General features: G+C 57.8%; 20 protein-coding genes. 9 read left to right on the forward strand and 11 right to left on the reverse strand.

The features are described 5' to 3' along the window. Positions 1 to 30: 30 nt before the first annotated feature. The 5 genes from malQ to glpE form a co-directional block, all read right to left on the reverse strand. Positions 31 to 2112: a 4-alpha-glucanotransferase gene (gene malQ, locus AC6I8J_RS17185; protein ID WP_497825592.1), complete on the reverse strand. Its 2082-nt coding sequence runs from the start codon at positions 2110 to 2112 to the stop codon at positions 31 to 33. Between the two features lie 9 nt (positions 2113 to 2121). Beyond that, positions 2122 to 4527, reverse strand: a complete 2406-nt coding sequence (gene malP / locus AC6I8J_RS17190; RefSeq protein WP_497825593.1) for a maltodextrin phosphorylase — start codon at positions 4525 to 4527, stop codon at positions 2122 to 2124. A 155-nt stretch (positions 4528 to 4682) separates the two neighbouring features. Then, entirely contained in the window at positions 4683 to 5441 is a 759-nt protein-coding gene (locus AC6I8J_RS17195; protein WP_013359303.1) for a DeoR/GlpR family transcriptional regulator, read from the reverse strand. A gap of 32 nt (positions 5442 to 5473) precedes the next feature. Beyond that, positions 5474 to 6295 (reverse strand): rhomboid family intramembrane serine protease GlpG, encoded by an 822-nt coding sequence (gene glpG, locus AC6I8J_RS17200; RefSeq protein ID WP_161733705.1) that lies wholly within the window; start codon positions 6293 to 6295, stop codon positions 5474 to 5476. A 29-nt stretch (positions 6296 to 6324) separates the two neighbouring features. After that, a complete protein-coding gene (gene glpE, locus AC6I8J_RS17205; RefSeq protein ID WP_260059411.1) occupies positions 6325 to 6651 on the reverse strand; it encodes a thiosulfate sulfurtransferase GlpE in 327 nt (108 codons plus the stop codon). A 227-nt stretch (positions 6652 to 6878) separates the two neighbouring features. On the opposite strand from glpE, the gene glpD reads away from it, so the two are divergent. The 9 genes from glpD to mdcH all read left to right on the forward strand — a co-directional run bounded on the left by glpD (position 6879) and on the right by mdcH (position 15799). Next, positions 6879 to 8384 carry a glycerol-3-phosphate dehydrogenase gene (gene glpD, locus AC6I8J_RS17210; RefSeq protein WP_161733709.1) on the forward strand — a complete coding sequence of 502 codons (1506 nt, stop codon included), beginning with the start codon at positions 6879 to 6881 and terminating at the stop codon, positions 8382 to 8384. A 354-nt stretch (positions 8385 to 8738) separates the two neighbouring features. Continuing rightward, positions 8739 to 10394, forward strand: a complete 1656-nt coding sequence (gene mdcA, locus AC6I8J_RS17215) for a malonate decarboxylase subunit alpha (RefSeq protein WP_497825594.1) — start codon at positions 8739 to 8741, stop codon at positions 10392 to 10394. Next, a complete protein-coding gene (locus AC6I8J_RS17220) occupies positions 10395 to 11255 on the forward strand; it encodes a triphosphoribosyl-dephospho-CoA synthase (RefSeq protein WP_161733713.1) in 861 nt (286 codons plus the stop codon). An 8-nt stretch (positions 11256 to 11263) separates the two neighbouring features. Then, positions 11264 to 11563 (forward strand): malonate decarboxylase acyl carrier protein, encoded by a 300-nt coding sequence (mdcC, locus tag AC6I8J_RS17225; protein WP_033734248.1) that lies wholly within the window; start codon positions 11264 to 11266, stop codon positions 11561 to 11563. After that, entirely contained in the window at positions 11556 to 12389 is an 834-nt protein-coding gene (locus tag AC6I8J_RS17230) for a biotin-independent malonate decarboxylase subunit beta (protein WP_135907562.1), read from the forward strand. Before mdcC ends, AC6I8J_RS17230 begins: the two co-directional genes overlap by 8 nt. Further along, positions 12389 to 13189 (forward strand): biotin-independent malonate decarboxylase subunit gamma, encoded by an 801-nt coding sequence (gene mdcE / locus AC6I8J_RS17235; protein ID WP_150011130.1) that lies wholly within the window; start codon positions 12389 to 12391, stop codon positions 13187 to 13189. Before AC6I8J_RS17230 ends, mdcE begins: the two co-directional genes overlap by 1 nt. Positions 13190 to 13321: 132 nt before the next feature. Then, a complete protein-coding gene (locus tag AC6I8J_RS17240) occupies positions 13322 to 14281 on the forward strand; it encodes an AEC family transporter (protein WP_161733715.1) in 960 nt (319 codons plus the stop codon). A 1-nt stretch (position 14282) separates the two neighbouring features. Next, entirely contained in the window at positions 14283 to 14900 is a 618-nt protein-coding gene (locus tag AC6I8J_RS17245) for a malonate decarboxylase holo-ACP synthase (RefSeq protein ID WP_497825595.1), read from the forward strand. Next, positions 14897 to 15799 (forward strand): malonate decarboxylase subunit epsilon, encoded by a 903-nt coding sequence (gene mdcH / locus AC6I8J_RS17250; RefSeq protein ID WP_161733719.1) that lies wholly within the window; start codon positions 14897 to 14899, stop codon positions 15797 to 15799. Before AC6I8J_RS17245 ends, mdcH begins: the two co-directional genes overlap by 4 nt. On the opposite strand, the gene AC6I8J_RS17255 is transcribed toward mdcH, so the two are convergent. The 6 genes from AC6I8J_RS17255 to glgB all read right to left on the reverse strand — a co-directional run bounded on the left by AC6I8J_RS17255 (position 15789) and on the right by glgB (position 26368). Continuing rightward, on the reverse strand, positions 15789 to 16715 hold the full coding sequence (locus AC6I8J_RS17255; protein WP_161733721.1) for a LysR family transcriptional regulator: 927 nt from the start codon (positions 16713 to 16715) through the stop codon (positions 15789 to 15791). The genes mdcH and AC6I8J_RS17255 overlap by 11 nt on opposite strands. Positions 16716 to 16938: 223 nt before the next feature. Next, positions 16939 to 19386 carry a glycogen phosphorylase gene (gene glgP, locus AC6I8J_RS17260; RefSeq protein ID WP_135907558.1) on the reverse strand — a complete coding sequence of 816 codons (2448 nt, stop codon included), beginning with the start codon at positions 19384 to 19386 and terminating at the stop codon, positions 16939 to 16941. Positions 19387 to 19405: 19 nt separating this feature from the next. After that, the gene (glgA, locus tag AC6I8J_RS17265) at positions 19406 to 20839 is read right to left on the reverse strand and encodes a glycogen synthase GlgA (protein ID WP_161733723.1); all 1434 of its coding nucleotides are present in this window, start codon (positions 20837 to 20839) and stop codon (positions 19406 to 19408) included. Positions 20840 to 20902: 63 nt separating this feature from the next. After that, entirely contained in the window at positions 20903 to 22195 is a 1293-nt protein-coding gene (gene glgC / locus AC6I8J_RS17270; protein WP_161733725.1) for a glucose-1-phosphate adenylyltransferase, read from the reverse strand. A gap of 10 nt (positions 22196 to 22205) precedes the next feature. Further along, positions 22206 to 24188 (reverse strand): glycogen debranching protein GlgX, encoded by a 1983-nt coding sequence (gene glgX, locus AC6I8J_RS17275; protein WP_497825596.1) that lies wholly within the window; start codon positions 24186 to 24188, stop codon positions 22206 to 22208. Continuing rightward, a complete protein-coding gene (gene glgB / locus AC6I8J_RS17280; protein ID WP_161733729.1) occupies positions 24185 to 26368 on the reverse strand; it encodes a 1,4-alpha-glucan branching enzyme in 2184 nt (727 codons plus the stop codon). The genes glgX and glgB overlap by 4 nt, the downstream gene beginning before the upstream one ends. Positions 26369 to 26498 lie beyond the last annotated feature (130 nt).

The following is a 26498-nucleotide window of genomic DNA, read 5'->3' on the forward strand; positions in this document are numbered from 1 at the left end:
AAGCGCGGCAGCCCGGCTGCCGCGCCCTTCTTACTTCTCTTTCTTTCCTGACTGACGCTGCTGACTCACTACCTTCAGTAACGCATTCACTTCCTTGTCCGCAAAGATCTCCTCCAGCGTTTTGCTCAGCTTGCGTCGCCAGTTAGGGTACTGATCCACCGTGCCCGGCACGTTAACCGGCGTGGTCATCCCAAGCCAGTCCTCAGGCTGCAGGCCCAGCAGCGCACTGTCGGTATCTGCCAGGAAACGATGGATCGCCCGGTTCAGCGCAGGCGTCATAGCCAGCTTCTCCGCCTTCTTCTGGCTGCGAGCCGGTAAGGCACCCGCCTGATGCAGCGCATCCAGCAGCGCCTGCTTCTGTGCGGCACGCTGCTCATGTAACGCTTTTACCGCATCGCCCGGATAAAGACCCAGCTTCTCGCCCAGTTCCAGATCGCCCTGCTCCCAGAAGCCGGTCAGTGTCGGCAGATCATGGGTACTGGCGCTGGCAATAGACTGACGTGGATAGTCTTCAGGGGCGCGATAGCGTTCATCTTTCTCCTGCTCAAACCAGAGCACCTTCCATGAAAAGACGCCGCTTTTGCGCAGCAGGCTGACGATCTCCTGAGGCACGGTGCCAAGGTCTTCACCAATCACCATACAGCGCAGCCGGTGGCTCTCCAGCGCCAGGATAGCCAGCAGATCGTTGACCGGATAGGCCACATAAGCACCTTTATCCGCCGTCTCTCCGGCTGGCACCCACCACAGACGCAGCAGCGACATGACATGGTCGATACGCAGCGCGCCGCAGTCACGCATGTTGGCACGCAGCATGTCGATAAACGGCTGATAGGCGCGCGCCTGCATCACATGCGGATCCATCGGCGGTAAGCCCCAGTTTTGTCCCAGCGGCCCCAGACGATCAGGCGGTGCGCCCACCGAGGCCTTGAGGCGATAAAGCTCCGGGTCGTGCCAGGTCTCCGCACTGCCTTCCGCCACGCCCACCGCCAGGTCACGGTAGAGACCGACGCTCATGCCCAGCGCCTGACTGTGCGCCCAGCAGCCTGAGAACTGCTGCTGCGCCAGCCATTGCAGCCACTGCCAGAAGGCGATCTCCTCTTCATGCTGTTCACACCACTGCTGCACTTCCGGCGACTGACTGTTGCGCCACGCCTCTGGCCAGGCAGGCCAGCCGCCCTGCTGTGACTTGTCTGCCTGCCGCTCCAGCTGTATGCCATCGTAGGCAGCCTGATAACGCAGGCTGTCACCGCCTTCACGCACAAAGGCTGCAAAGGAGAGAGGCTCTTCGCTCTGACTGTCACGCGCCTGAAAGTGTGTCCAGGCATGGCGCAACGCCGCCAGCTTCAGCGCCATCACGGCTTCGTAGTCGACCTGCTCCGCCTCACGCGCTTTGGTCAGCGCCTTCTGTGTTTTCGCGCTTTTCCACCATTTCTGCGCTGCCGCGCTTTGCTGAAAATCGTCCACCTGACTGACGTCGATATAGATCACGTTCAGCCAGCGGCGCGATGACGGACTATACGGGCTGGCAAAACCGGCGCTGGCAGGATAGAGCGCATGCAGCGGATTCAGCCCCACGAAATCGCCGCCGCGCTCAGCCAGCTGGACCAGCAATTGATAGAGATCGCCGAAGTCGCCGATGCCCCAGTTCTGTTCAGAGCGCACGGTATAAAGCTGAACCAGTGCACCCCAGCGTTTTTCCCCGGCCTCCAGCGCCGGAGGCAGATAGCAGCGCCGCGGCGCGACAATAATCTGCGTCTGCCAGCTTTTCTTCCCTTTGTTGAGCGTCAGCTGGTGATAACCCTGGGTCAGCGGTCCCGGCAGCGTAAAAGGCTCCCCGGCGGTTAACTCACCGCTTTGCTGTTTGCCCTTTTCAGTCTGCAATTGCCAGCTGTAAGTGCCACTGCCCTGAGGCGTCAGCTGTCGCTTACTGCTGCCGCTGAACACCGCGACCGGCGGCAGCGGGGATTTACTGGCCTTCTGCGGTTCTGCCATCACCGCCAGCAGCGCGCGTTTGGTCTCATCGCTGACGGCCTCTTTCCTGCCGTTGACGTCGATGTAATCCAGTGAAATGCCTGCGGCACGGGCGGCCTGATCGAGTGAATTTTGCTTCATTGCTGCTCCTTAGCGCGGTGCCTGCCAGATACGTTGCTGATAGTCACGAATGGAACGGTCCGAACTGAACATGCCGGTTCGTGCCGTATTGAGGATGGCGGCGCGGGTCCAGCCTTCGGGGTCACGCCATAGCGCTTCCACCCGTTGCTGCGCCTCGATATAGGCCTGGAAATCGGCCAGCACCAGCCAGGGATCGCCATGTTTGGTCAGGCTTTCCAGCGTCAGGTCAAAGGCGTGCTTATCCCCGTCGCTGAATTTGCCCTTCTCCAGCGATTTCAGTAAATCGTCCAGCGGCTTGTTCTGCTTACGCACTTTTTTCGGGTTGTAGCCTTTCGCCTTGAGCGCCTTCACCTCATCCACGGTGTGGCCGAAGATAAAGATGTTTTCCTCGCCCACCTGTTCGGCAATTTCGACGTTGGCACCGTCGAGCGTGCCAATCGTCAGCGCACCGTTCAGCGCCAGCTTCATGTTGCCGGTGCCGGAGGCTTCATAACCGGCGGTGGAGATCTGCTCAGAGAGATCGGCTGCCGGGATCATCTGCTCGGCCACGGTGATACGGTAGTCGGGGATAAACACCACTTTGAGTCTGTCGCCAACCCGCGGATCGTTGTTCACCACCTCCGCCACTTTGTTAATGGCGTAGATGATATTTTTGGCGAGGTAGTAACCCGGCGCGGCCTTAGCCCCGAACAGGAATACCCGTGGCGTAAAGGTGACATCTTCCGGGTTGTTACAGAGCGTCTGATAGCAGTAGAGGATATGCAGCAGGCTGAGATGCTGCCGCTTGTACTCATGCAGTCGCTTGATCTGCACATCGAACAGCGCAGCCGGATTCACGATGATGCCGGTATGCCGCGCGATATACTCTGTAAGCTGCGCTTTGTTCTGCTGTTTGATGCTGCGATAGCGCTGACGAAACGCCTGATCGTCGGCATAAGCCTCCAGACCGATCAATGCATCAAGGTTACTGGCCCACTCGGTTTTCAGCGTCTCATCAATCAGCCCGGCCAGCGCCGGGTTACACTGCTTCAGCCAGCGGCGCGGCGTAATGCCGTTGGTGACGTTATGGAATTTTTGCGGCCAGAGCTGGTGATACTCCGGAAAGAGATCGCTGACCACCAGACGGGAGTGCAGCGCTGCCACGCCGTTGACCGCAAAGCCGCTGACGACGCAGAGATTGGCCATTCGCACCTGACCGTCAGCCACCACCGCCAGCTTGTGCCACATCGCTTTGTCATCCGGCCAGCGCTGCTTCACCTGCTTCTTCAGTCGCTGATTAATCTCTTTGATAATCAGCATGTGGCGCGGCAGCAGACTGCGCATCAGCTTCTCATCCCAGCGCTCCAGCGCCTCTGGCATCAGCGTGTGGTTGGTGTAGGCAAACAACCGGCTGGTGATCTGCCATGCTTCATCCCAGCTCAGCTGATGCTCATCCAGCAGCACGCGCAGCATCTCCGGTATAGCGATGGTCGGATGGGTATCGTTGAGCTGGATCACTTCGAAGTCTGGCAGGCTGTGAATGCTGCGCCCCGCCAGATGGTGACGCCGCAGGATATCCGCCACCGCACAGGCGCACTGGAAATATTGCTGCATCAGGCGCAGCCGCTTGCCAGCCTGATGGTTGTCATTGGGATAAAGCACTTTGGTGAGCTTTGCCGCTTCGATGCCGGGCTGCTCTGCCTGCAGGAAGTGGCCGTCGTTAAAGGCGCTGAGATCAAACGGATGCGCGCTTACGGCCTGCCACAGGCGCAGCGGCAGCGTCACGCCGTTGCGATAGCCGGTAACCGGCAAATCCCAGGCCTCGCCGCGCAGCGTAAAATCGGGATGCCAGCGTACACCACCGTTTTCCAGCTTTTCAACCCGGCCGCCCATCGCGACATCAACATCCAGCGCCGCGTTGTGACGGAACCACGGATAGCGCTCGCGCTGCCAGTCATCGGGCGTTTCAATCTGCTTACCCTCGTCAAAAGACTGGCGGAACAGGCCGTACTGGTAATTAAGCCCGTGACCGGTGGCAGACTGCCCTACCGTTGCCATTGAATCCATGTAGCAGGCGGCCAGTCGTCCCAGCCCGCCGTTACCGAGCGCCGGATCGACCTCCTGCTCCAGCAGTTCGGTTAAATCGAGCTGCTGCTCAGCCAGCGCCGCCTTAACCTCGTCATACCAGCCGAGATTCAGCAGATTGTTGCCGGTCAGACGACCAATCAGAAACTCCATCGACAGATAATTAACATGGCGCTGCTGCACCGCCGGACGCGGTGCCGGTTGCGCGGCCAGCAGTTCTGCCAGCACCGCACTCACTGCCTGCCACGCCTGATGCGGGGTCATCTGTTGTGCGGAGAGGAGACTTAACTGCTGCCACTGGCGGGTCAATGCGGCGTTAAAACGGGCTTTATTAAATTTCTGCTGCGGCATAGCACTCCCTTCTGTTACGCAATGAGGTGAAGCAAAAATAGAAAGCGCACGGGCTGGCAACCGGGTACCAGCAATCGTTAAGTAAAGACGGGAGTGAGGAAAAAAGCGACAGCAATCAAAGAAAAACGCCAGCCGGGCGGCTGGCGTGACAGGAATCAGCAGAGTTCGAGGTGAACCTCATGCTGCTCAATCACTTTCATGACGCTGGCGGGCGGCATTTTGTCGGTGTAGAGATAGTCCAGCAGACTCATGTTGCCAAGGTTAACCATGGCGTTACGGCCAAACTTCGAGTGATCCACCACCAGCATCACACAGCGTGAATTTTCAATGATGGCGCGCTTGGTGCGGACTTCGTGATAGTCGAACTCCAGCAGCGATCCATCCATATCGATGCCGCTGATCCCCAGGATGCCGTAATCGAGCCGGAACTGGGAAATGAAGTCGAGCGTCGCTTCCCCCATCACCGCGCCATCGCGGGTCCGTACTTCACCGCCTGCGATAATTACCCGGAAATCGGGCTTGCCCATCAACAGCATCGCGACGTTGAGGTTGTTGGTCACCACGCGTAAGTCGCTATGGTTGAGCAGTGCATGCGCCACCGCTTCCGGCGTGGTGCCGATGTCGATAAACAGCGTGGCCCCATCCGGGATCTGACTGGCAACACGCTGCGCAATCCGCGCTTTCTCCGCTGACCACATCATTTTACGATCGTGCCAGGCGGTATTCTCAGAGCTGGAAGGAAGCGCCGCGCCGCCGTGGTGACGCTGAATTTTATTCTGATCGGCCAGATCGTTGAGATCGCGACGAATGGTTTGCGGGCTGACCTCAAAGTGATCCACCAGCTCCTCAGTACTGACATATCCCTGACGACGGACTAAATCGATAATCGCATCATGACGTTGCGTCTGCTTCACGTTCCTCTCCTGTTAACCCGCTTATATCCTGTCTAACGACGCGTGACGTTACGCGTATCCACCAGCGCCATTGCCAGCCCGACGACCAGACCGGCGACGTGCGCCGCGTTAGCAATCGCCAGACCAAAGACGCCGAACCAGCCAATCACCAGCCAGACCAGCGCAAAACCGATCAATCCCCTTTCAAGATAGACGCCGCTGTCTGGATCGCGCTCGCCGCGCAGCCAGCAGTAACCCATCAGCGCATACACCACGCCCGACAGGCCGCCAAACCAGATGCCACTGAACTTCGCCTGCAGCCAGCCGCTGAGCAGCGCCGAAATCAGCATAATCACGAACAGTTTGCCGCTGCCAAGACGCTTTTCGACCGCGCCGCCGAGATACCACCACCACATCAGATTAAACAGGATGTGCAGCAGTGAAAAGTGCAGCAGCGCATGGCTGAACCAGCGCCAGACCTGCAGATGCTGGTCGGCATCCGGCCAGGAGAGCCACGCCATTACGGCCTGATCGCCCATCACCTGCATCAGAATAAACACGGCGATACAGAGCACCATCAGGGACAGGGTCAGCGGACCGGCCCGCTCGCGGATGTTCGCCCAGATGTTGCTGCGCTCATAGCGCAGACCGCTGTCGGTCTTGCCGCTATGCCAGCTGGCGGCCTGATAGCGCGGATGGTTAGGATCGTGCAAAAACTGCTGAAGCTCGTTTTCGACCACTGAGATCTTGCTCTCGTCATCCAGCATGATGACGTAGTGATTTTCATGCTCGATGCGCAGCGTGATGCCCTGCGTCGCCATGTAGTCCACAAACGCCTGCGCCATGCGCGGCTGATTAAACTGGGTAATGCGCATCAGTAACTCTCCATGTGACGGGCAGCAACTTATTCGCTGCCGGGGGCAACCTGCTGAGGGAAGGCGGCACGCCAGGCATCAAAGCCGCCATCAATGCTGTAGGCCGCGCTGAAACCCTGTCCCAGCAGATATTGCGCCGCGCTTTTGCTGCTGTTGCCGTGATAGCACATCACCAGCACCGGCAGGCTGTGGTCTGCGCCACTGATAAAGGCGCTGAGGTTGGTGTTGGTCAGATGCAGCGCGCCTGTCGCATGACCCAGGGCATAACTTTGCGGATCGCGGATATCCACCAGCAGTGCACCCTCAGCCAGATGCGCCTGCGCCTGCTTCACGTCAATACATTCGAACATTTCCATGGGATCTCTCATAACAGCGTCGTAATGGTGCGTAGTGTAACCCGAGAATCCACGCCGATAACCTGACAATCGTTACGGCTATCTGTTTTTTTGGTGGGCAGAATGTTAGCTATATCACGCAAAAATGTTTTTACCCGGTTAAAAGCTGGCGTCAATGTTGGTTTGCGATTATGATTATGCTCGAAAACGAACATTAATGAACTATTCCGAACATCGGAGGAGATGACGTGGAAACCAAAGACCTGATCGTGATCGGCGGCGGCATCAACGGTGCCGGCATTGCAGCAGACGCTGCAGGACGCGGACTGTCGGTGTTAATGCTGGAGGCGCGGGATCTGGCTTGCGCGACCTCCTCTGCCAGTTCAAAACTGATTCACGGCGGCCTGCGCTACCTTGAACATTACGAATTCCGTCTGGTCAGTGAAGCACTGGCCGAGCGTGAAGTCCTGCTGAAAATGGCGCCGCATCTGGCGTTCCCGATGCGCTTCCGTCTGCCGCACCGTCCGCACCTGCGCCCGGCGTGGATGATCCGCACCGGTCTGTTCATGTATGACCATCTCGGTAAGCGTACGAGTCTGCCAGGCAGTAAAAGTCTGCGGTTTGGCGCGGATTCGGCCCTGAAGCCGGAAATTACGCGCGGATTCGAATATTCTGACTGCTGGGTTGATGATGCCCGCATGGTGGTACTGAACGCGCAGGAAGTGGTGAAGCGTGGTGGTGAAGTCCGTACCCGCACCCGCGTGACCCGTGCCTGGCGCGAAGGCGGCCTGTGGAAAGTTGAAGCGGAAGATGTCGACAGCGGCAAAACCTTCACCTGGCAGGCGAAAGGCCTGGTCAACGCCGCTGGCCCATGGGTTAAGCAGCTGTTTGATGACAGCCTGAAGCTGAAATCGCCTTACGGTATTCGTCTGATCAAAGGCAGCCACATTGTGGTGCCGCGCGTTCATACCGAGAAGCAGGCTTATATTCTGCAGAACGAAGATAACCGTATTGTGTTTGTCATCCCGTGGATGGATGAGTTCTCAATCATCGGTACCACCGATGTGGAGTACAAAGGCGATCCGAAAAACGTCAATATCGACGACAACGAGACAGCCTATCTGCTGAAAGTGTTCAACGGACACTTTAAAAAGCAGCTGACCGCTGACGATATCGTCTGGTCCTATTCCGGTGTCCGTCCGTTGTGTGATGATGAATCCGATTCACCGCAGGCGATCACCCGTGATTACACGCTGGACGTGCGCGACGATAATGGTCAGGCACCGCTGCTTTCCGTATTTGGCGGCAAGCTGACCACCTATCGTAAGCTGGCGGAACATGCGCTGGAAAAACTGGTGAAGTACTACCCGAACGCGGGTCCGGCCTGGACCAAAAACTGCGTATTGCCGGGTGGCAATATCTCCGGCACCCGTGAAGATTATGCAGCCAGTCTGCGTCGTCGTTATCCATTCATCAGCGAAAATATGGCGCGCCACTTTTCGCGCACTTACGGCAGCAGCACGGAAACCCTGCTTGCTGGCGCGAAAAGTCTGGATGACCTGGGTGAAAACTTCGGACACGAATTCTACGAAGCGGAACTGCGTTACCTGGTACAGCATGAGTGGGTGCGTGAACTGGATGATGCTATCTGGCGTCGTACCAAACAGGGTATGTGGCTGACCAAAGAGCAGCAGGCTCGCGTTGCCGAGTGGCTGGCAGCGAAAGCGAAACCCGTCCTGTCACTGGCCTCCTGAGCAGAGAGTTAAAATACAGAAAGCAGGCTTCGGCCTGCTTTTTTTATGGCGGTTCATCGGACAACTATTCGGATCTATTTCAATACTCACGTCCAGAGTAAACGCTAGATGAAAATTAACTCTGGATCACACTTTTTTTTGATAATCAGTTACGACCAGCAATATTCACTGCTGTAACTTTTACTTCATGTATCGCAGCCTAAACTCATCCCTTCGCTTATCTCTTACTCCCTTTCTCTATCGTTACCTTAAATCTAACGTTCAGCTTTTTTGCTTAATTGAACGATGCATTAAGAAAGCTCAGACTTTCTTCAGCATAAACGAAGCAACAGCGATTCTAATCAGGAGGTTGAAATGAACACAGGCCAAACGCCTGCCCAGGAGTGGAACACACGCCGCAGTGAAAAAGCGCGTCGTATGGCTTCCTTTCCCCTTGATGGCAAAGTCATTCCTTCAGAAAGAGCTACAGAAGCCCTGGAAACACTCATTGCACCAGGCGACCGCGTGGTGCTTGAAGGGAATAACCAGAAACAGGCTGACTTCTTATCCCGCACGCTGGCAGCGGTGAATCCGGCAAAGATTCACGACCTGCATATGATTATGCCGAGCGTCGGCCGCAGTGAGCATCTCGATATTTTTGAAAAAGGCATAGCCCGCAAACTCGACTTCTCTTTTTCCGGTCCGCAAAGTCTGCGCATGTCTCAGCTGTTACAGGATGGCCAGTTGGAAATCGGCGCTATCCATACCTATATCGAACTCTATTCCCGCCTCTATGTTGATCTTAGCCCAAATGTGGCGTTGATTGCAGGATACAAAGCCGACCGCAAGGGCAACCTTTATACCGGCCCGAGCACCGAAGATACCCCGGCACTGGTGGAAGCCGCCGCGTTTCGTGACGGTATTGTGATAGCCCAGGTCAATGAACTGGTCGATGACGAAACCGACCTGCCGCGCGTCGATATCCCCGGCTCCTGGATTGACTACGTCGTCGTCGCAGACAAACCGTTCTTCATCGAACCGCTGTTTACCCGCGATCCACGCCTGATTAAACAGGAACATATCCTGATGGCGATGATGGCGATTAAAGGCATCTACGCCGAACACCAGGTGCAGTCGCTGAACCACGGTATCGGTTTTAACACTGCCGCCATTGAACTGCTGCTGCCAACCTACGGCGAGCAGCTCGGTCTGAAAGGTAAAATCTGTAAACACTGGACGCTGAACCCGCATCCAACGCTGATCCCGGCGATTGAGAGCGGCTGGGTCGAGAGTGTGCACTGCTTCGGCGGTGAGCTGGGAATGGAAGAGTATATCCGCGCCCGTCCTGACATCTTCTTTACCGGCAGCGACGGCTCAATGCGCTCTAACCGCGCCTTCTGTCAGCTGGCCGGCCAGTACGCGGTCGATATGTTTATCGGTGCCACCCTGCAGGTTGATGGGCTGGCAAACTCCTCTACCGTGACGCGTGGTCGTCTTTCCGGCTTCGGCGGTGCACCGAACATGGGCCACGATCCCCATGGCCGTCGTCACGCCACGCCCGCCTGGCTGAACATGATCACTGAGCCAGACCCGATGCAGCGCGGTAAAAAACTGGTGGTGCAGATGGTCGAGACCTTCCAGGCAGGCGCGAAACCGACCTTCGTTGAAACCCTTGATGCGGTTGAGGTCGCCAAAACCTCCGGCATGCCGCTGGCACCGGTCATGATTTACGGCGATGACGTGACCCATGTGCTGACCGAGGAAGGTATCGCCTATCTCTATCGCGCAGAAAGTCTTGAAGAGCGTCGCGCTATGGTTGCTGCTGTTGCGGGCATTACCGACATCGGTCTGGGTGTGGATGCGGCACGCGTCGCAGCCCTGCGTAAAAGCGGCAAAGTGGTCTACCCGGAAGATATGGGTATCCGCCGCTCTGACGCCACGCGTTCACTGCTGGCAGCGGGCAGCGTCGCTGACCTGGTTGAATGGTCAGATGGCCTGTACAACCCACCTGCTAAATTCCGGAGCTGGTAAATGAAACTCCTGTCACAGACTCAAGCCGAGGCGCAGTCCAGCCAGCTGGCAACGATGGCGCGCGATTGTCTGATCGATGAAGCACGTCTGAGCCCTAAGCCGGGTCTGGTCGACAGTCGGGGAAACGGCGCGCATCAGGATCTGACGCTGGCGCTGATGGAGCGTTCCGCTCACAGCCTGATGCCAGCCTTTCTGGCACTGGCCCGTCACAGCTGGCTGCGTCCTGCTGATATCGCCCTGCGCGAAACGGTAGGCCGCCTGGGCCGTGACGGTGAGCAGCAGATGATGGCGGCAACCGGCGGCGTTAACACCCATCGTGGCGCAATCTGGGCGCTGGGATTGCTGGTGAGTGCCGCGGCCATGCACGGCGGCGCTGCCAGTGCCGACCAGCTGACCCGCACCGCCGCTGCACTGGCCAGCCTGCCCGACCGGGCAGCACCAAAGCTGTTCAGCAAAGGTTTGAAAGCGACGCACCGCTATCAGGTGCCCGGCGCACGCGAAGAGGCGCAACAGGCGTTTCCTCATGTGATGAAGCTGGCGCTGCCGCAGCTGCTGTCCAGCCGGGCGGTGGGTGCCAGTGAGAGCGAAGCCCGCCTGGATGCGCTGATGGCGATCATGACCTCGCTCAGCGATACCTGCGTGCTGTCTCGTGCGGGTATGACCGGACTGAACGCCATGCAGCAGGGCGCACGCGCCGTACTGCTGGCGGGAGGCTGCCGCACAGCCGCAGGTCAGGTGGCGCTGTCGCAGCTCGACCAGCGCATGCTGGCGCTCAATGCTTCGCCTGGCGGGGCCGCCGATTTGCTGGCCACGACGCTGTTTATTGATCGGGTCTGCTCGCCTGAACTTTCTTATTTTTAGAGGCCATTATGGAACACATCACATTATCTTTACCTGCTAACCGCCTGCTCAATGGCAGAGCGCTGGCCGGGGTCGTTGGTTCCGGTGATATGGAAGTGCTGTACACCGCAACTGAAGGCCAGACACTGAACATCGATATCACCACCTCACTGGATAACAGCGACGCGCGCTGGAAGGCGCTGTTTGATCGCCTGAACTTAATAAACGGCCTGCCCGCCGGAGAGCTGATTATTCACGATTTCGGCGCGACACCCGGCGTAGCGCGTATCCGTATTGAACAGGTTTTTGAAGAGGTGAGCCATGCGTAACGATGCCAGTTTTATTGAATTACGGGCTCGTGAACGCGCCCATGCGCTGCTGGATGCAGGCAGCTATCGCGAACTGCTTGATCCGTTTGAAGGCATTATGTCGCCATGGCTGGCCCCGCAGGGCGTGGTGCCTCAGTCAGATGACGGCATGGTAGTGGCGCGCGGTACCCTGAATGGTCAGCCTGCAGTGGTTGTCGCCATTGAAGGCACCTTCCAGGGCGGCAGCATGGGCGAAGTTTCCGGGGCGAAAATGGCGGCAGCGCTGGAGCTGGCGGCAGAAGACAACCGCAACGGCATTCCGACTCAGGCGGTGCTCTGCCTGGAAACCGGTGGCGTGCGTTTACAGGAAGCAAATCTTGGCCTGGCGGCGATTGCGGATATTCACGCAGCGATTGTCGATCTGCGTCGCTACACCCCGGTTATCGGCATCGTCAGCGGCACCGTTGGCTGCTTCGGCGGGATGTCTATTGCTGCCGCGCTGTGCAGCTACCTGATTGTCACGCGTGAAGCCCGTCTGGGGCTGAACGGTCCGCAGGTGATTGAGCAGGAAGCAGGCATTGAAGAGTATGACTCACGCGATCGCCCGTTTATCTGGAGCATGACCGGCGGCGAAATCCGCTACGCCAGCGGCCTGGTCGATGCGCTGGTGAGTGACGGCATCAACGCGGTGAAAACCGCCATGAATGACTTTATTGCCAAAGGCGTTCCGGCCCAGAACCGCAGTGATAACTATGCCGATTTCCTGTCACGTCTGTCGCAGTTTGATACCCGCCAGCAGGCGGACACCGCGCAGATTAAACAGCTTTTCGCCCGGGAGGAGAAATAATGACTCAGACAAGCAGCCGCGGTGCAACCTGGCTGGAAAAACTCGCACCCAATGCACAGCGTCTTAGCGGCCTGTGTGCCTCTGTTCAGGTGGCTGACGGCCAGCTCAATGGCGAAAACGTACGCTTTATTGCCGTTGTGCCCGATCCCCAAAACCACTATCCGCGCGCCGCGCAGGGTGAAGTCGGTCTGCTGGAGGGCTGGACGCTGGCGAAAGTGGTGAATGAAACGCGCGAAGCAGACAAAAACAGTGCCGTGAAACGCCCGATTGTGGCGGTGATTGATGTGCCGAGTCAGGCCTATGGCCGCCGCGAAGAGGCATTTGGTATTCATCAGGCGCTGGCCGGTGCGGCGGGGGCTTATGCCAACGCACGCCTTGACGGTCATCCGGTGATTGGCCTGATTGTTGGCAAAGCGATGTCCGGTGCATTCCTGGCACACGGCTATCAGGCTAACCGACTGATTGCGCTTAACGATCAGGGTGTGCTGGTGCATGCCATGGGCAAAGCATCGGCGGCGCGTATTACGCTGCGCTCCGTGGAAGCGCTGGAAAAACTGGCTGCGACCATTCCACCGATGGCTTACGACGTGAATAACTTCGCCACGCTGGGCCTGCTCTCCGATCTGCTGAACGTGGGCAATCCTGATGCGCCGTCTGACGCTGATGTGGCGATGGTCGAGATTGCGCTGCACAAGGCGATTAGCGACGCTCGTCAGGATCCGAGCCTGAAAAGCCGCCTGGGTGCATCCAATCGTCACAGCTCCTCCCTGGTTCGCGAACGGATGCGCGCGACCTGGTAATCATAAAAAAAATAAACCTGCCGAAACCGGTCTGACGGGGCGCATCGCTAACTGCGCCCCGGAGCAGTGGCCGTGTTCAGAATTATAAACATCGCTGTTTTTTAAAGAATTCTTTTTAATTACAGGTGATTTATGATTTATATAATTGTTCATGCCCTTGCTCCGATCTTTGTCATTATGCTGCTGGGTTTCTGGGCCGGTAAGGCCGGAATGGTCAACAACAAAGACGTCTCTCTGCTGAATATTTTCGTCATGGATTTTGCACTGCCCGCCGCGCTGTTCAGCGCAACGGTACAAACGCCCTGGCCGGGCATCGTGGCGCAATGGCCGCTGATTGTGGTTATTACCGGCGCAATGTGGATTACTTATGGAGCTGTCTATTTCGCGGCTACAAAAGTTTTCAAAAAGTCACCGCAGGATGCGGCTGTGTTAACACTGACGGTGGCGCTGCCAAATTACGCCGCGCTGGGCCTGCCCATTCTGGCCAGCGTGCTGGGTGAAAATGGTGCCACTTCGCTCTCGGTAGCGGTCTCCATCGCCTGTGGTTCAGTGCTGCTTACACCGCTTTGCCTGCTGATTCTGGAACGTGAAAAAGCGTTTGCCGACGGCACCGAGCACGGTTCAACCCTGACCATGCTGCCGATTCTGATGTGGCGTTCAGTGAAAAAACCGATCGTACTGGGACCGTTGATTGGCGTGGTGTTATCAGCGCTGGGCGTTAAAATGCCTGATCTGGTGCTGGCCGCCATCAAACCGCTGGGTCTTGCTGCCACCGCCGCTGCACTCTTCCTGACCGGTGTCATCCTGTCGGCACGCAAACTGAAACTTAACGCGGTGGTGGGCGTCGGCACGGTGACTAAACTGCTGATTCAGCCCTTTATCGCCTGGGGTCTGGTACTGGCGCTGGGGCTTAACGGTTCAGTGGCCATTACCGCTATCCTGATGATTGCGCTGTCAGCCGGTTTCTTCGGCGTGGTATTCGGCAACCGCTTTGGCGTGCAGTCGCCCGATGCTGAAGCCGTGCTACTGTTGAGTTCGATTCTGTGTATTTTATCGTTACCGCTGTTCATCACGCTGACATCAGGAATGTAATATGAGTGCGCCGCGCCCCCACGATCTGCTCTGGCTGCGTCACAGCGACGCGTTAGCTGCGATTAAAGAGAACTGGGTCAGCACATTCTGGCATCCCGATCTGCCGGTGGTGGTACGGCGCGATCACCGTGAATCCGGTCTGATTCCGGTGGGTGTGCGCGGTGAGCGACGTGAGCAGCGCGCCGCCGGCTGGATTAATCCAGCCGATATTGTCCGGATGGTGACGCCAGAGAGAGTGGCAGAACGGGCATGGCTGCTGGATTCACCCTTTACCGCTTATGCGCCGGTTCGCGCGGCGATTACGCTCAGCGAGTCTCTCTGGCCCTGGCATTGGGGCATAACCGGCAGCACCGGTTATGCGCTGGCGACGCAACGGCCCACGCTGCATGCTGCCAGCGATCTTGATTTAGTGATCCGCGCCCCGCAGCCGCTGCCGCGCGATGCGCTGCAACAGTGGCAGACGCTGACCGACTCGCTGGACTGCCGGGTGGATATCCAGGTGGAAACGCCGTCTGGCGCGTTTGCGCTGAACGAGTGGCTGCGTGAGGGTCGCGTGCTGTTAAAAACCGATACCGGACCGATACTGACCGCTTCACCCTGGAGCAGGGAGAATTCATGAAAATACTCTTTACCTTTCCCGGCCAGGGCACCCAACGAGCCGGGATGCTGCAGCATCTGCCCGACGGCGACGCGGTATTAAACAGCGTGCGCGCGGTATTGGGCGACGAGACCGACCGGCTCGACAGCACTGATGCGCTGCGCCACACCCGCGCCGTGCAGCTCTGTCTGCTGATTGCCGGAGTCGCCTGGGCGCGCGAGCTGATCCGCCGTGGAGTGAAACCGGACATCGTCAGTGGTCTGTCGATTGGTGCATTTCCCGCTGCGGTGATCGCCGGTGCGCTCGATTTCAGCGACGCCCTGCGGCTGGTTGCACTGCGCGGCGATCTGATGGAGCAGGCTTACCCGCACGGATATGGCCTGACCGCCATCACCGGTTTAACGCTGAATCGTCTGGAGAAGCTGCTGGCTGGCAGCAATACCTACATCGCCAACCTGAATGCGGAAACGCAGATTGTGATTGCCGGTCGTGATGAGGATATGGCTGTCGTGGCGCAGAAAGCGCTGGATGCCGGTGCCAGCAAAGCGATCAGACTCGCGGTGAGCGTGCCGTCGCACTGCGCGCTGCTGGACAAGCCCGCCGCCGAACTGGCGCGCGCGTTTGCATCCGTCACCCTCTCCCGGCCCGATTGCGCTTATCTCAGCGGCTCAACCGGACGGGTGATTTGGGAACCTGAGAAGATTGCTGACGATCTCGCCTTTAATATGGCGCGCACGGTGCAGTGGAATGATGCGATGGTTGCCGCTAATCAGCGCGATGCCCGACTGGCGATCGAGATGCCGCCGGGCAATGTGCTGACGGGCCTGACACTGCAGGCGGGCTGGCAGGGCGAAGCGATCTGCATGGAGCGCAACAGCGTCGGGGTGGCGCTGCATCTGGCTAAACGGCTCAGTCAGTAAGGCTGCGGGCGTACATCCGCCCTTCTGCCGCCAGGGCCAGCAGGTCATTATCGCGTTCGCGACGATGTGAGTAGACAATCGAGATCTGCTGACGCATCTGACAAGGCTCAGCGAGCGGCAGCAACTGAATGTTGTTTTCATACACCTTCTTCATTCGTCCCGGAATCAGCGCCAGGCCAATGCCCGCCTGCACCAGGCTTATCATTGAGAAGATGTCATTTACCTGGGTGACTATGCGCGGTTCAAATCCGGCTATCTGAAACGCCTCCTGCGAACCGGTATAGGTGGCAAATCCCTCAGCCAGTGAAACAAAATCCCGGTCGGCAAAATCACGCAGATCCACCGGGCCGGTTTCCTCCCGCGTCTCCCCGGCTGGCGCAGCCAGAAAAATACTGTCTTCAAACAGCGGAATCACATCAAAATGCGCATCGCTGAGTTCGCCCTCATCGGTGGCGATCAGAATCGCATCCAGCGCGTCATCTTCCAGCATATTCATGAGCATCTGATTGGAGCCCATGGTCAGATCAAGCTCGAGCGTGGGCCGACGCAGTTTCATGCCCATGATCAGCCGGGGAATGGTTTCAAGCGTTAGCGAGTAGAGTGTGCCAAGCCGCAGACGACCCACGCCGATACCCGCCACCTTGCGCGCCTCTTCAATACCTTTACCCATCAGGGTAGTCACGTCGCGACAGTAGTCCAGCAGCGTCCAGGCGGCAGGCAGCGGCACCAGATTACGGCCTTTGTGAATAAACAGCGGACAGTCAATGCCCTCTTCCAGCGTGTGCAGCGCGCGATGCACGCTGACACTGCTCAGCGCCAGCGCTTCCGCTGTGCGGGCGATATTCCCTTTGCTCATAAACATCATAAAAACGCTGAGCTTGCGGAAGGTAATTTCCTGATTGATGTTGTCACTCATGGGCTGCGGTTGCCTGTCGGATCGTTTTGCTTTTCCGCATAGTAGCGATTCTCAGCCGGAGTGTAATGATCTGGTTCGCTCTGTGGGCAGATACAGGCACCGAGGTCATAAGATGCTGAACCTTCTGAAAAAGCGACGGGGTGGCGGGAATGCCATGAGAAAAGATGACAATGCGGCCGGTTACCCGGCCGCAAAGAACGTCAGAAAGGCATACTGCCCGACCCTACAGCCTTATTGGTGTAATGTTCCAGATCTCATCGGCGTACTCCTGGATGGTACGGTCCGACGAGAAGTAGCCCATGCCCGCGATATTTTTCGCCGCGCGGCGCTGCCACTCATCCGGTTTACGGTAGAGCGCATCCACCTTATCCTGGGTATCCACATAGCTGCGATAATCCGCCAGTAACTGGTAGTGATCGCCAAAGTTAACCAGAGAGTCGAACAGATTGCGGTAACGGCCCGGATCCTGCGGACTAAACACGCCAGAGGCAATCTGAGTCAGCACCTGGTGCAGCTCTTCATCCCCTTCGTAATAGTCACGCGGGTTATAGCCGCCCTTACGCAGCGCTTCGACCTGCGGCGTGGTATTACCAAAGATAAAGATGTTCTCTTCCCCGACGTGATCCAGCATCTCAACATTGGCCCCATCCAGCGTACCGATTGTCAGCGCGCCGTTCAGCGCAAACTTCATGTTACTGGTGCCGGACGCTTCCGTCCCTGCGGTCGAGATCTGCTCAGAGAGATCGGCCGCCGGGATAATGATCTGCGCCAGACTCACGCTGTAGTTCGGGATGAAGACCACCTTCAGTTTGTTCTTCACCTGTGGATCATTGTTGATCACATTCGCGACATCGTTAATCAGATGAATAATATGCTTGGCGACGTAATAGGCCGACGCTGCTTTACCGGCAAAGATATTCACGCGCGGCACCCAATCCGCCTGCGGATCGGCCTTGATGCGGTTGTAACGGGTGATCACATGCAGCACGTTGAGCAACTGACGTTTGTACTCGTGAATACGCTTGATCTGGACATCAAACAGCGCGTTCGGGTCGAGCACCACATCCAGATTCTTCGCCACCCAGTCTGCCAGCCGACGCTTGTTCTGATGCTTGGCAACCGCGACTTTTTCAATAAACGCCGGATAGTCGATCTGTGCTTTCAGCTCATCCAGCTGGCTGAGATCGGTACGCCAGTTGCGACCAATCTCCTCATCCAGTACCTCTGATAGCGCCGGGTTCGCCAGCGCCAGCCAGCGACGAGGGGTGACGCCGTTGGTTTTATTGCAGAAGCGGCCCGGGAACAGACGGGAGAAGTCGGCAAACAGCGACTGGACCATCAGGTTAGAGTGCAGCTCTGACACGCCATTCACTTTATGACTGACGACGACGGCCAGCCAGCCCATGCGTACCCGGCGTCCATCGTTCTCGTCGATGATCGAAATGCGCGACAGCAGATCCAGGTCATCAGGATAGTGATCCTGGATCGTCTTAAGGAAGAAGTCGTTAATCTCGAAAATGATGCTGAGGTGGCGCGGCAGGATCTTACCGATCATATCGACCGGCCAGGTCTCGAGCGCTTCAGTCATCAGCGTATGGTTGGTATACGAGAAGACCTGACAGCAGACGTCAAAAGCGCTGTCCCAGCTGAATTTATGTTCGTCGATCAGCAGGCGCATCAGTTCGGGAATCGCCAGCACCGGATGGGTATCATTCAGGTGAATGGCGATTTTATCCGCCAGGTTGTCCCAGGTCTGATGCATCCGCCAGTGACGGTTCAGAATGTCCTGCACCGTCGCGGAGACAAGGAAATACTCCTGACGCAGACGCAGCTCACGGCCTGAGTAGGTCGAATCATCCGGATAAAGCACGCGCGACACGTTCTCTGAGTGGTTTTTATCTTCCACTGCCGCGAAGTAGTCGCCCTGGTTGAACTTACCGAGGTTGATCTCGTTGCTGGCCTGCGCGCCCCATAGCCGCAGGGTGTTTGTGGCATCAGTGTCGAAGCCGGGAATGATCTGGTCATAGGCCATCGCCAGAATCTCTTCAGTCTCCAGCCAGCGCACTTTGGTGCCTTCGTGCTGAACACGACCGCCAAATCGTACTTTGTAACGGGTATTGAAACGCTGGAATTCCCATGGATTACCATACTCAAGCCAGTAATCCGGCGACTCTTTCTGCTCACCTTCCACAATGTTCTGTTTGAACATGCCGTAATCATAGCGGATGCCATAACCGCGGCCCGGCATGCCCAGCGTCGCCAGTGAATCGAGGAAACAGGCCGCCAGGCGACCCAGACCACCGTTGCCCAGCCCCGGATCGTTCTCCTCTTCCATCAGCTCGGCCAGATCCAGACCCATCTCATCCAGCGCCTGGTTGAGATCGTCATAGATCCCCATCGCCAGCAGGGCATTCCCTAAGGTGCGACCCATCAGGAACTCCATCGACAGGTAATAGACCTGGCGGACATCCTGAGAGAGCTGGGCACGGCTGGAACGCAGCCAGCGCTCCACCATCCGGTCGCGCACCGCCAGCAACGAGGCATTGAGCCACTCGTGCTTGTTGGCGATCGAGGGATCTTTGCCGATGGTAAACATCAGTTTGTAGGCAATCGAATGCTTTAAGGCATCAACCGTCAACGTTGGTGAGGCGTAAGTGAAAGGTGCATTCATATCCAGTTTTCCCAATCCGTTACATCAAACGTTGGTAGAGATCACGGTAGGCTTGTGCGGCCACCTGCCAGCTAAAGTCCATCGCCATCGCCTGGCGCTGAACGTAACGCCACAGTGAAGGACGGGACCACAACACAAACGCGCGCCGGATGGCCCGTAACAGCGACCAGGCATTGGCATCTTCAAAGCTGAAGCCACTGGCAATACCGTCGGCCAGGTTCTCCAGAGAGCTGTCATTGACGGTATCCGCCAGCCCGCCGGTGCGGCGCACTAACGGCAACGTACCATACTTCAGGCCATAAAGTTGTGTCAGGCCGCAGGGCTCAAAGCGACTCGGCACCACGATCACATCCGCGCCACCGACAATACGGTGGGAGAACGCTTCGTGATAGCCAATCTGTACGCCGACACTGCCCGGATGCTCCGCCGCCGCCGCCAGGAATCCCTGTTGCAGTTCGGCATCACCCTGTCCCAGCAGCACCAGCTGTCCGCCCTGCGCCAGCAGGCCAGGCAGCGCTTCCAGCACCAGGTCCAGCCCTTTCTGTTTGGTCAGACGGCTGATCACGCAGAATACCGGCGCTTTATCATCCACCTTCAGCCCCATCGCCACCTGCAGCTGCCGTTTGTTTTCCGCTTTCGCTTCCAGCGTGTCGCGGTTATAGCGCGCGCTCAACAGCAGATCGTGCGCCGGGTCCCAGATAGAGGGATCGACGCCATTAAGGATCCCGCTAAGACGGCCTTCCAGCATCCGCTGTGCCAGCAGGCTTTCCATGCCATAAGCATATTCGGCAGAGGTAATTTCATGAGCGTAAGTCGGGCTTACCGCCGTGATATGGTCAGCGTAAAAGAGTCCCGCTTTCAGGAAGGAGATCTGTCCGAAGAACTCCAGCCCATGCATGTTAAAGAACGACCACGGCAGGCCAATCTCATCCATGTGATGCGCCATGAATAGCCCCTGGTACGCCAGGTTGTGCACGGTAAAGACTGATTTAGCCGGACGACCGCGCGCTTCCAGATAGGCACAGGTCAGGCCAGCATGCCAGTCATGCGCATGCACGATCTCGGGACGCCACATAGCGTCCATGCCGCACGCCAGTTCACAGCCGACCCAACCCAGCAGCGCAAAGCGCAGATAGTTGTCGACATACGCAAACTGCGACTCGTCATGGTAAGGACTGCCGGGGCGATCGTAGAGGCCAGGCGCATCAATTAAGTAGATGCCCACACCATTAAATTCACCAAATAACAGACGTATATGACCGGCAAATGTCTCTCGCTCTGTCACGACCTGGAGATCAGGTATGCCTTTGCGCAATGCGGGAAAAGCGGGCAACAGTACCCGTGTATCCGTGCCGCCCGCAATCTGCGCCTGAGGTAATGCCCCAACTACATCAGCCAGTCCGCCCGTTTTCAGCAGCGGGAAAAGTTCTGAACAGACATGTAAAACCTGCATCCTCGACCTCATTAAGTTATCCGGCACGCTCCGCGTGCCGATTGCGTAAGTTCCGCTTATCGCTTACAGCCCCGCTTTGGCCAGCCTGGCCAGCATGGCGCGGGTGACCAGTACGATCCCTTCATCCGAACGGTGAAAACGGCGACTGTCTTCATCGGGGTTTTCGCCAATAACCATGCCTTCCGGCAGTTCGCAGGCACGATCAATCACGCAGCGACGCAGGCGACACGATCGGCCCACTACCACATCGGGCAGCAGTACAGTTGAATCAATATTGCAAAACGAGTTAACGCGAACGCGTGGGAACAGCACTGAATTGACCACCACCGAACCGGAGATGATGCAACCGCCCGATACCAGCGAGTTCATAGTCATTCCGTGACTGCCGGAACGGTCCTGAACAAATTTCGCCGGCGGCAGCGGCTCCATGTGAGTACGAATCGGCCAGGTAACGTCATACATATCAAGCTCAGGCATCACCGATGCCAGGTCGAGATTGGCGCGCCAGTAGGCTTCCAGCGTGCCGACGTCGCGCCAGTAAGGCGGCGCATTGTCATCGTTCTGGACGCAGGAGAGCGCAAAGGAGTGCGCATAGCCTTCGCCGCTTGCCACGATTTTCGGCAGGATATCTTTGCCGAAATCATGATTAGAGCCAGGCGTCTGCAGATCCTCTTCCAACAGCGCATAGAGATAATCCGCGTTAAACACGTAGATCCCCATACTGGCGAGCGACTGCGTGTCATCACCCGGCATGGTGGGCGGTTTCGCGGGTTTCTCTACGAAGTCGATCACCATGTTATCTTCGTTCACCGCCATCACGCCAAAGGCCGTGGCCTCATGCACCGGCACGGGTAAACAGGCGATGGTACATTTCGCCTCGTTCACCACGTGATCCAGCAGCATGCGTGAATAATCCATCTTATAAATGTGGTCCCCGGCAAGGATCACAATGTACTGCGCCTGATAGCGGCGAATCACATCAAGGTTTTGCGTCACGGCATCGGCCGTTCCGCGATACCACTGTTCGGTCGAAAAGCGCTGCTGCGCTGGCAGCAAATCGACAAACTCATTCATCTCTTCATTGAAGATCGACCAGCCACGCTGGATATGCTGAGTCAGGGTATGGGACTGATACTGGGTAATTACGCCAATCCGTCGGATACCGGAGTTGACGCAGTTGGAGAGGGCAAAGTCGATAATGCGGAACTTGCCGCCGAAATGCACCGCCGGTTTAGCACGTTTGGCCGTTAAATCGACCAGGCGCGTGCCGCGTCCGCCGGCAAGGATCAGAGCAACCGTCTGTGTAGGGAGCTGGCGGGCCAGCATCAGGTGATCTGTTCTATCTAACTTAACCATGTCTGACTCCTTATGATTGCTTTTGGAACACGCACACACCGTGTGCGGGACCATGCCAGACAGTTAGCAGGATGGGGTTGTCGTCCCCGGCGAAAGGAGGAAGGGCACGCCATTCTCCGTCTGGTAACACGATGTCATTCACCGTATCCGTGGCGTTTATTGTTATTAACCAGCGGCCGGACAGCAGGATCTGCAATCTGTGCATCCCCTGTGCCCATTCATCGTGTTGCAGTGGCTGGCCACCGGCATTGAGCCACTGCACATTGCCGTCACCGTCCTGCCACCAGCGATCTGCGGTCAGCGCCGGAATGCGCTGGCGCAGAGCAATCAGTGCTGCGGTGAATCCGACTAATCCCTTCTCATCCGCCTGCCAGTCAAGCCAGCTCAGAGCGTTATCCTGACAGTAGGCGTTGTTGTTGCCGTGCTGGGTGTGGCCGCGCTCATCGCCGGCCAGCAGCATCGGCGTGCCCTGTGACAGCAGCAACGTCGTCAGCAATGCCCGTACGCTGCGACGGCGGCGTTCGATCACGTCAAAGCTGACGTTCAGCCCCTCTTTGCCGTGATTGTGGCTGTAGTTATCACCGTGGCCATCACGGTTATCTTCCCCGTTCGCTTCGTTGTGTTTACGTTCGAAGCTCACCACATCCCACAGCGTAAAACCGTCATGGGCGGTGATCAGGTTAACCGTGGCGTGTGGCAGCCGGTCATCATGCTGGTAGAGATCGCTGGAGGCGGCAAAGCGGCGAACAAAGTCGCCGTTGCTTACGTCGCCGTGCAGCCAGTAACGACGTGCGGTGTCGCGAAACTTATCGTTCCACTCGGCAAACGGCGGCGGAAAACGGCCAACCTGATAGCCGTCAGGGCCGATATCCCAGGGTTCCGCAATCAGCTTGACCTGGGAGAGCAGCGGACAGGCGCGTATCGCCTCGAAAAAGGGCGCATCACGCTGGTAATCGGGTGTACGACCCAGTACTGGTGCGAGGTCAAAGCGGAAGCCGTCGACGTGGCAGACCCGCACCCAGTAGCGCAGCGCCTCCAGGGCCCACGCCATCACCTGCGGATGGTGGATATTCAGCGTGTTGCCGCAGCCGGTCCAGTTCTGATAATCGCCCTGCTCATCCAGCCAGTAGTAGCTGGCGTTATCAATGCCACGCATGGAGATCGTCGGGCCAATCTCATCCAGTTCGGCGGTATGGTTGAACACCACATCCAGCACCACTTCGATACCCGCAGCGTGCAGGCTTTTGACCGCCTGCTGAAACTCCTGCAACGGCGTCACGCCCGGCTGACCGGAGGCGTAACGAGGGTCCACCGCCCAGAGCGCAAAGGGGTTGTAGCCCCAGTAGTTGCTGAGGCCGAGCTGCAACAGTCGCGGTTCGCTGGCGAAATGGGCCACGGGCAGCAGTTCAAGGGTGGTGATCCCCAGCTTGCGCAGGTAATCCACCATAACAGGATGACCCAGCGCCGCGTAAGTCCCGCGCAGCGTTTCCGGAATTTCCGGATGCTGCTGCGTCAGGCTGCGCACGTGGGCTTCATAAATTACCGTGTTGCCCCACGGCACGCGCGGTGCGACATCGTCCTGCCAGTCGAAATCCTCTGCGACCACCCGCGACCTGGGCGCAATCGCCGCGTTGTCATGCGGATCGGGTTGCGCCTCGCCGCCATGAAATAGCGGGTCATCCGGAACATCGCCTTCCACCGCGCGAGCGCAGGGATCGACCAGTAACTTCGCCGGGTTAAAGCGATGTCCCTGCTGCGGCGCCCAGGGCCCATGCACCCGGTAGCCGTAGCGCTGTCCCGGTTTTAACGCCGGAACATAACCGTGCCAGATATCCCCACTGCGGCCAGGCAGCTCAAGACGCTGTTCTGCGCCCTGTTCATCAAACAGGCAGAGCTCTACGCGCTCCGCATGCTGTGAGAACAGAGTGAAGTTAACGCCTTTGCCATCATAACTGGCACCCAGCGGTTCGGGATCTCCGGCAGTAATGGTCATTCAGCCTCCCGCACCAGCCAGACTGTTGCCAGCGGTGGCAGATCAAGACTCAGCGACTGCGGTCGTCCGTGGCTCTCCTGCTCATCGGTATGCACCCGATGAATGCGCACGTCACTACCGTGATACTCATGCTGATCGGTGTTCAGTACTTCTCGCCAGTAGCCAGGCTGATTAACGCCAAAGCGATAGCCCGGACGCGGCACCGGGGTGAAGTTACTGATGACGATTACTTCGTTGCCTTCACGGTCGCGGCGGACGAAAGCGAAGACGGAGTGTTCCGCATCGTTCACCACCAGCCACTCAAACCCTGCCGGATCAAAGTCGAGCTGATGCAGCGGCGTGTAGTGCTGATAGGTGTGGTTGAGATCGCGCACCAGACGCTGAACGCCGTTGTGCCAGTTGTCATCCCCTTCCAGCAGATGCCAGTCCAGGCTGACGTCGTGGTTCCACTCGCGGCCCTGAGCAAATTCGTTGCCCATAAACAGCAGTTTCTTGCCCGGGAAGCCCCACATCCAGCCGTAGTAGGCACGCAGGTTGGCAAACTTCTGCCAGGCGTCGCCCGGCATACGATCGAGAATTGAGCGCTTACCGTGCACCACTTCGTCATGCGACAACGGCAGCACAAAGTTTTCGGTGTAGTTGTACATCATGCCGAAGCTCATCAGGTTGTGATGGTGCTTGCGGTAGATGGGATCGACCTGCATGTAGTCGAGCGTGTCGTGCATCCAGCCCAGGTTCCATTTGAACCAGAAGCCCAGCCCGCCGCCTTCGGTCGGACGCGTCACGCCAGGATAGTCGGTTGACTCTTCAGCCATGGTTACCGACCCGGATGCCACAGTGCCGAGCGTGCGGTTGGTGTAACGCAGGAATTCGATCGCTTCGAGGTTCTCGCGGCCACCGAACTGATTCGGCACCCACTCTCCTTCGTTGCGGCTGTAATCGCGGTAGATCATCGACGCGACCGCATCCACACGCAGGCCATCGATGCCAAAGCGTTCGGTCCAGTAGAGCGCATTGCCCGACAGGTAGTTGCTCACTTCCCGGCGACCAAAGTTGTAGATCAGGGTGTTCCAGTCCTGGTGGAAGCCTTCACGCGGGTCGCTGTGCTCATAGAGCTGCGTTCCGTCGAAGCGCGCCAGACCGAAATCATCGCTGGGGAAATGACCCGGCACCCAGTCGAGCAGCACGTTGAGGCCCGCGTCATGGGCGGCGTCAATGAAGGCGCGGAACTCGTCACGGGTACCAAAACGTCGGGTCGGCGCATACATGCCCAGCGGCTGATAGCCCCAGCTGCCATCAAACGGATGTTCGTTGATCGGCAGCAGTTCGATATGGGTAAAGCCCATCTCTTTGACGTAGGGCACCAGCTGTTCAGCCAGCTCTTTGTAGCTCAGCCAGAAGTTGTTGTCGGTGTGACGACGCCAGGAGCCCAGATGCACTTCATAGATGGAGATCGGCGCGTCGAAGGCGTTGGCCGCCTTGCGCTCCGCTTTCATCTCAACCGGCTCTGGCAGACCACAGATCATCGACGCAGTCTGCGGACGCATCTGCGCCTCAAACGCGTACGGGTCCGCTTTGATGCGCAGTTCGCCATTGGCGTCGATGATTTCATACTTGTAGAGCTGGCCATTGACCGCGCCCGGTACAAAAAGCTCCCAGATGCCCAGCTCCTGACGCAGACGCATCGGATGACGGCGGCCATCCCAGAAGTTGAAATCGCCAACCACTGACACGCGACGGGCGTTGGGTGCCCAGACGCAGAAGCGGGTGCCGAAGACGCCATCAATGACGTCGCCGTGCGCGCCCAGCGTCTCATAAGGGCGCAGGTGTGTCCCTTCCGCCAGCAGCCACAGATCCATCTCCTGCAGCAGCGGACCAAAGCGATAGGCATCGTCTACCAGGTTTTGCTGGCCGTGCCAGTTCACCGCCAGCTGATAGCGGAACGGGTTTTTGCGGCGTGGAATGACGCCACTGAAGAAGCCGCGTGCATCTTCACACATCAGCTGAGCCAGTTTGCGCCCGGTGGAGGTTTCAATGACCCACACTTCAAGCGCTTCGGGAAGCAATGCCCTGACTTCAAGGCCTTGCTGAGTTCGGTGCATCCCTAGTAACGAAAAAGGGTCGGCATAATTACCCGCAAACAGGGCATTGATCGCATCGCGATCGGGAAGCTCTGACATGACTTTCTTCCTGTGATAATTGGCAGCCGAAATGAACGCGACACGGCCTGTCGCGGTTCATCTGCGCTGCTCTTCATTGAGCCATACGTACAACGACAAAGAAGTCAGGCCATTCCGTGGGAAAAGTGTT

The organism is Pantoea sp. X-Soil-ISGK-355 (genome assembly GCF_059730805.1).

Excerpts from the sequence above, each read along its gene's own strand:
- malQ (WP_497825592.1), bottom strand. The coding sequence starts at position 2,112 with ATGAAGCAAAATTCACTCGATCAGGCCGCCCGTGCCGCAGGCATTTCA.
- malP (WP_497825593.1), bottom strand. The coding sequence starts at position 4,527 with ATGCCGCAGCAGAAATTTAATAAAGCCCGTTTTAACGCCGCATTGACC.
- glpG (WP_161733705.1), bottom strand. The coding sequence starts at position 6,295 with ATGCGCATTACCCAGTTTAATCAGCCGCGCATGGCGCAGGCGTTTGTG.
- glpE (WP_260059411.1), bottom strand. The coding sequence starts at position 6,651 with ATGGAAATGTTCGAATGTATTGACGTGAAGCAGGCGCAGGCGCATCTG.
- mdcA (WP_497825594.1), top strand. The coding sequence starts at position 8,739 with ATGAACACAGGCCAAACGCCTGCCCAGGAGTGGAACACACGCCGCAGT.
- AC6I8J_RS17220 (WP_161733713.1), top strand. The coding sequence starts at position 10,395 with ATGAAACTCCTGTCACAGACTCAAGCCGAGGCGCAGTCCAGCCAGCTG.
- mdcC (WP_033734248.1), top strand. The coding sequence starts at position 11,264 with ATGGAACACATCACATTATCTTTACCTGCTAACCGCCTGCTCAATGGC.
- AC6I8J_RS17230 (WP_135907562.1), top strand. The coding sequence starts at position 11,556 with ATGCGTAACGATGCCAGTTTTATTGAATTACGGGCTCGTGAACGCGCC.
- mdcE (WP_150011130.1), top strand. The coding sequence starts at position 12,389 with ATGACTCAGACAAGCAGCCGCGGTGCAACCTGGCTGGAAAAACTCGCA.
- AC6I8J_RS17240 (WP_161733715.1), top strand. The coding sequence starts at position 13,322 with ATGATTTATATAATTGTTCATGCCCTTGCTCCGATCTTTGTCATTATG.
- AC6I8J_RS17245 (WP_497825595.1), top strand. The coding sequence starts at position 14,283 with ATGAGTGCGCCGCGCCCCCACGATCTGCTCTGGCTGCGTCACAGCGAC.
- mdcH (WP_161733719.1), top strand. The coding sequence starts at position 14,897 with ATGAAAATACTCTTTACCTTTCCCGGCCAGGGCACCCAACGAGCCGGG.
- AC6I8J_RS17255 (WP_161733721.1), bottom strand. The coding sequence starts at position 16,715 with ATGAGTGACAACATCAATCAGGAAATTACCTTCCGCAAGCTCAGCGTT.
- glgP (WP_135907558.1), bottom strand. The coding sequence starts at position 19,386 with ATGAATGCACCTTTCACTTACGCCTCACCAACGTTGACGGTTGATGCC.
- glgA (WP_161733723.1), bottom strand. The coding sequence starts at position 20,839 with ATGCAGGTTTTACATGTCTGTTCAGAACTTTTCCCGCTGCTGAAAACG.
- glgC (WP_161733725.1), bottom strand. The coding sequence starts at position 22,195 with ATGGTTAAGTTAGATAGAACAGATCACCTGATGCTGGCCCGCCAGCTC.
- glgX (WP_497825596.1), bottom strand. The coding sequence starts at position 24,188 with ATGACCATTACTGCCGGAGATCCCGAACCGCTGGGTGCCAGTTATGAT.
- glgB (WP_161733729.1), bottom strand. The coding sequence starts at position 26,368 with ATGTCAGAGCTTCCCGATCGCGATGCGATCAATGCCCTGTTTGCGGGT.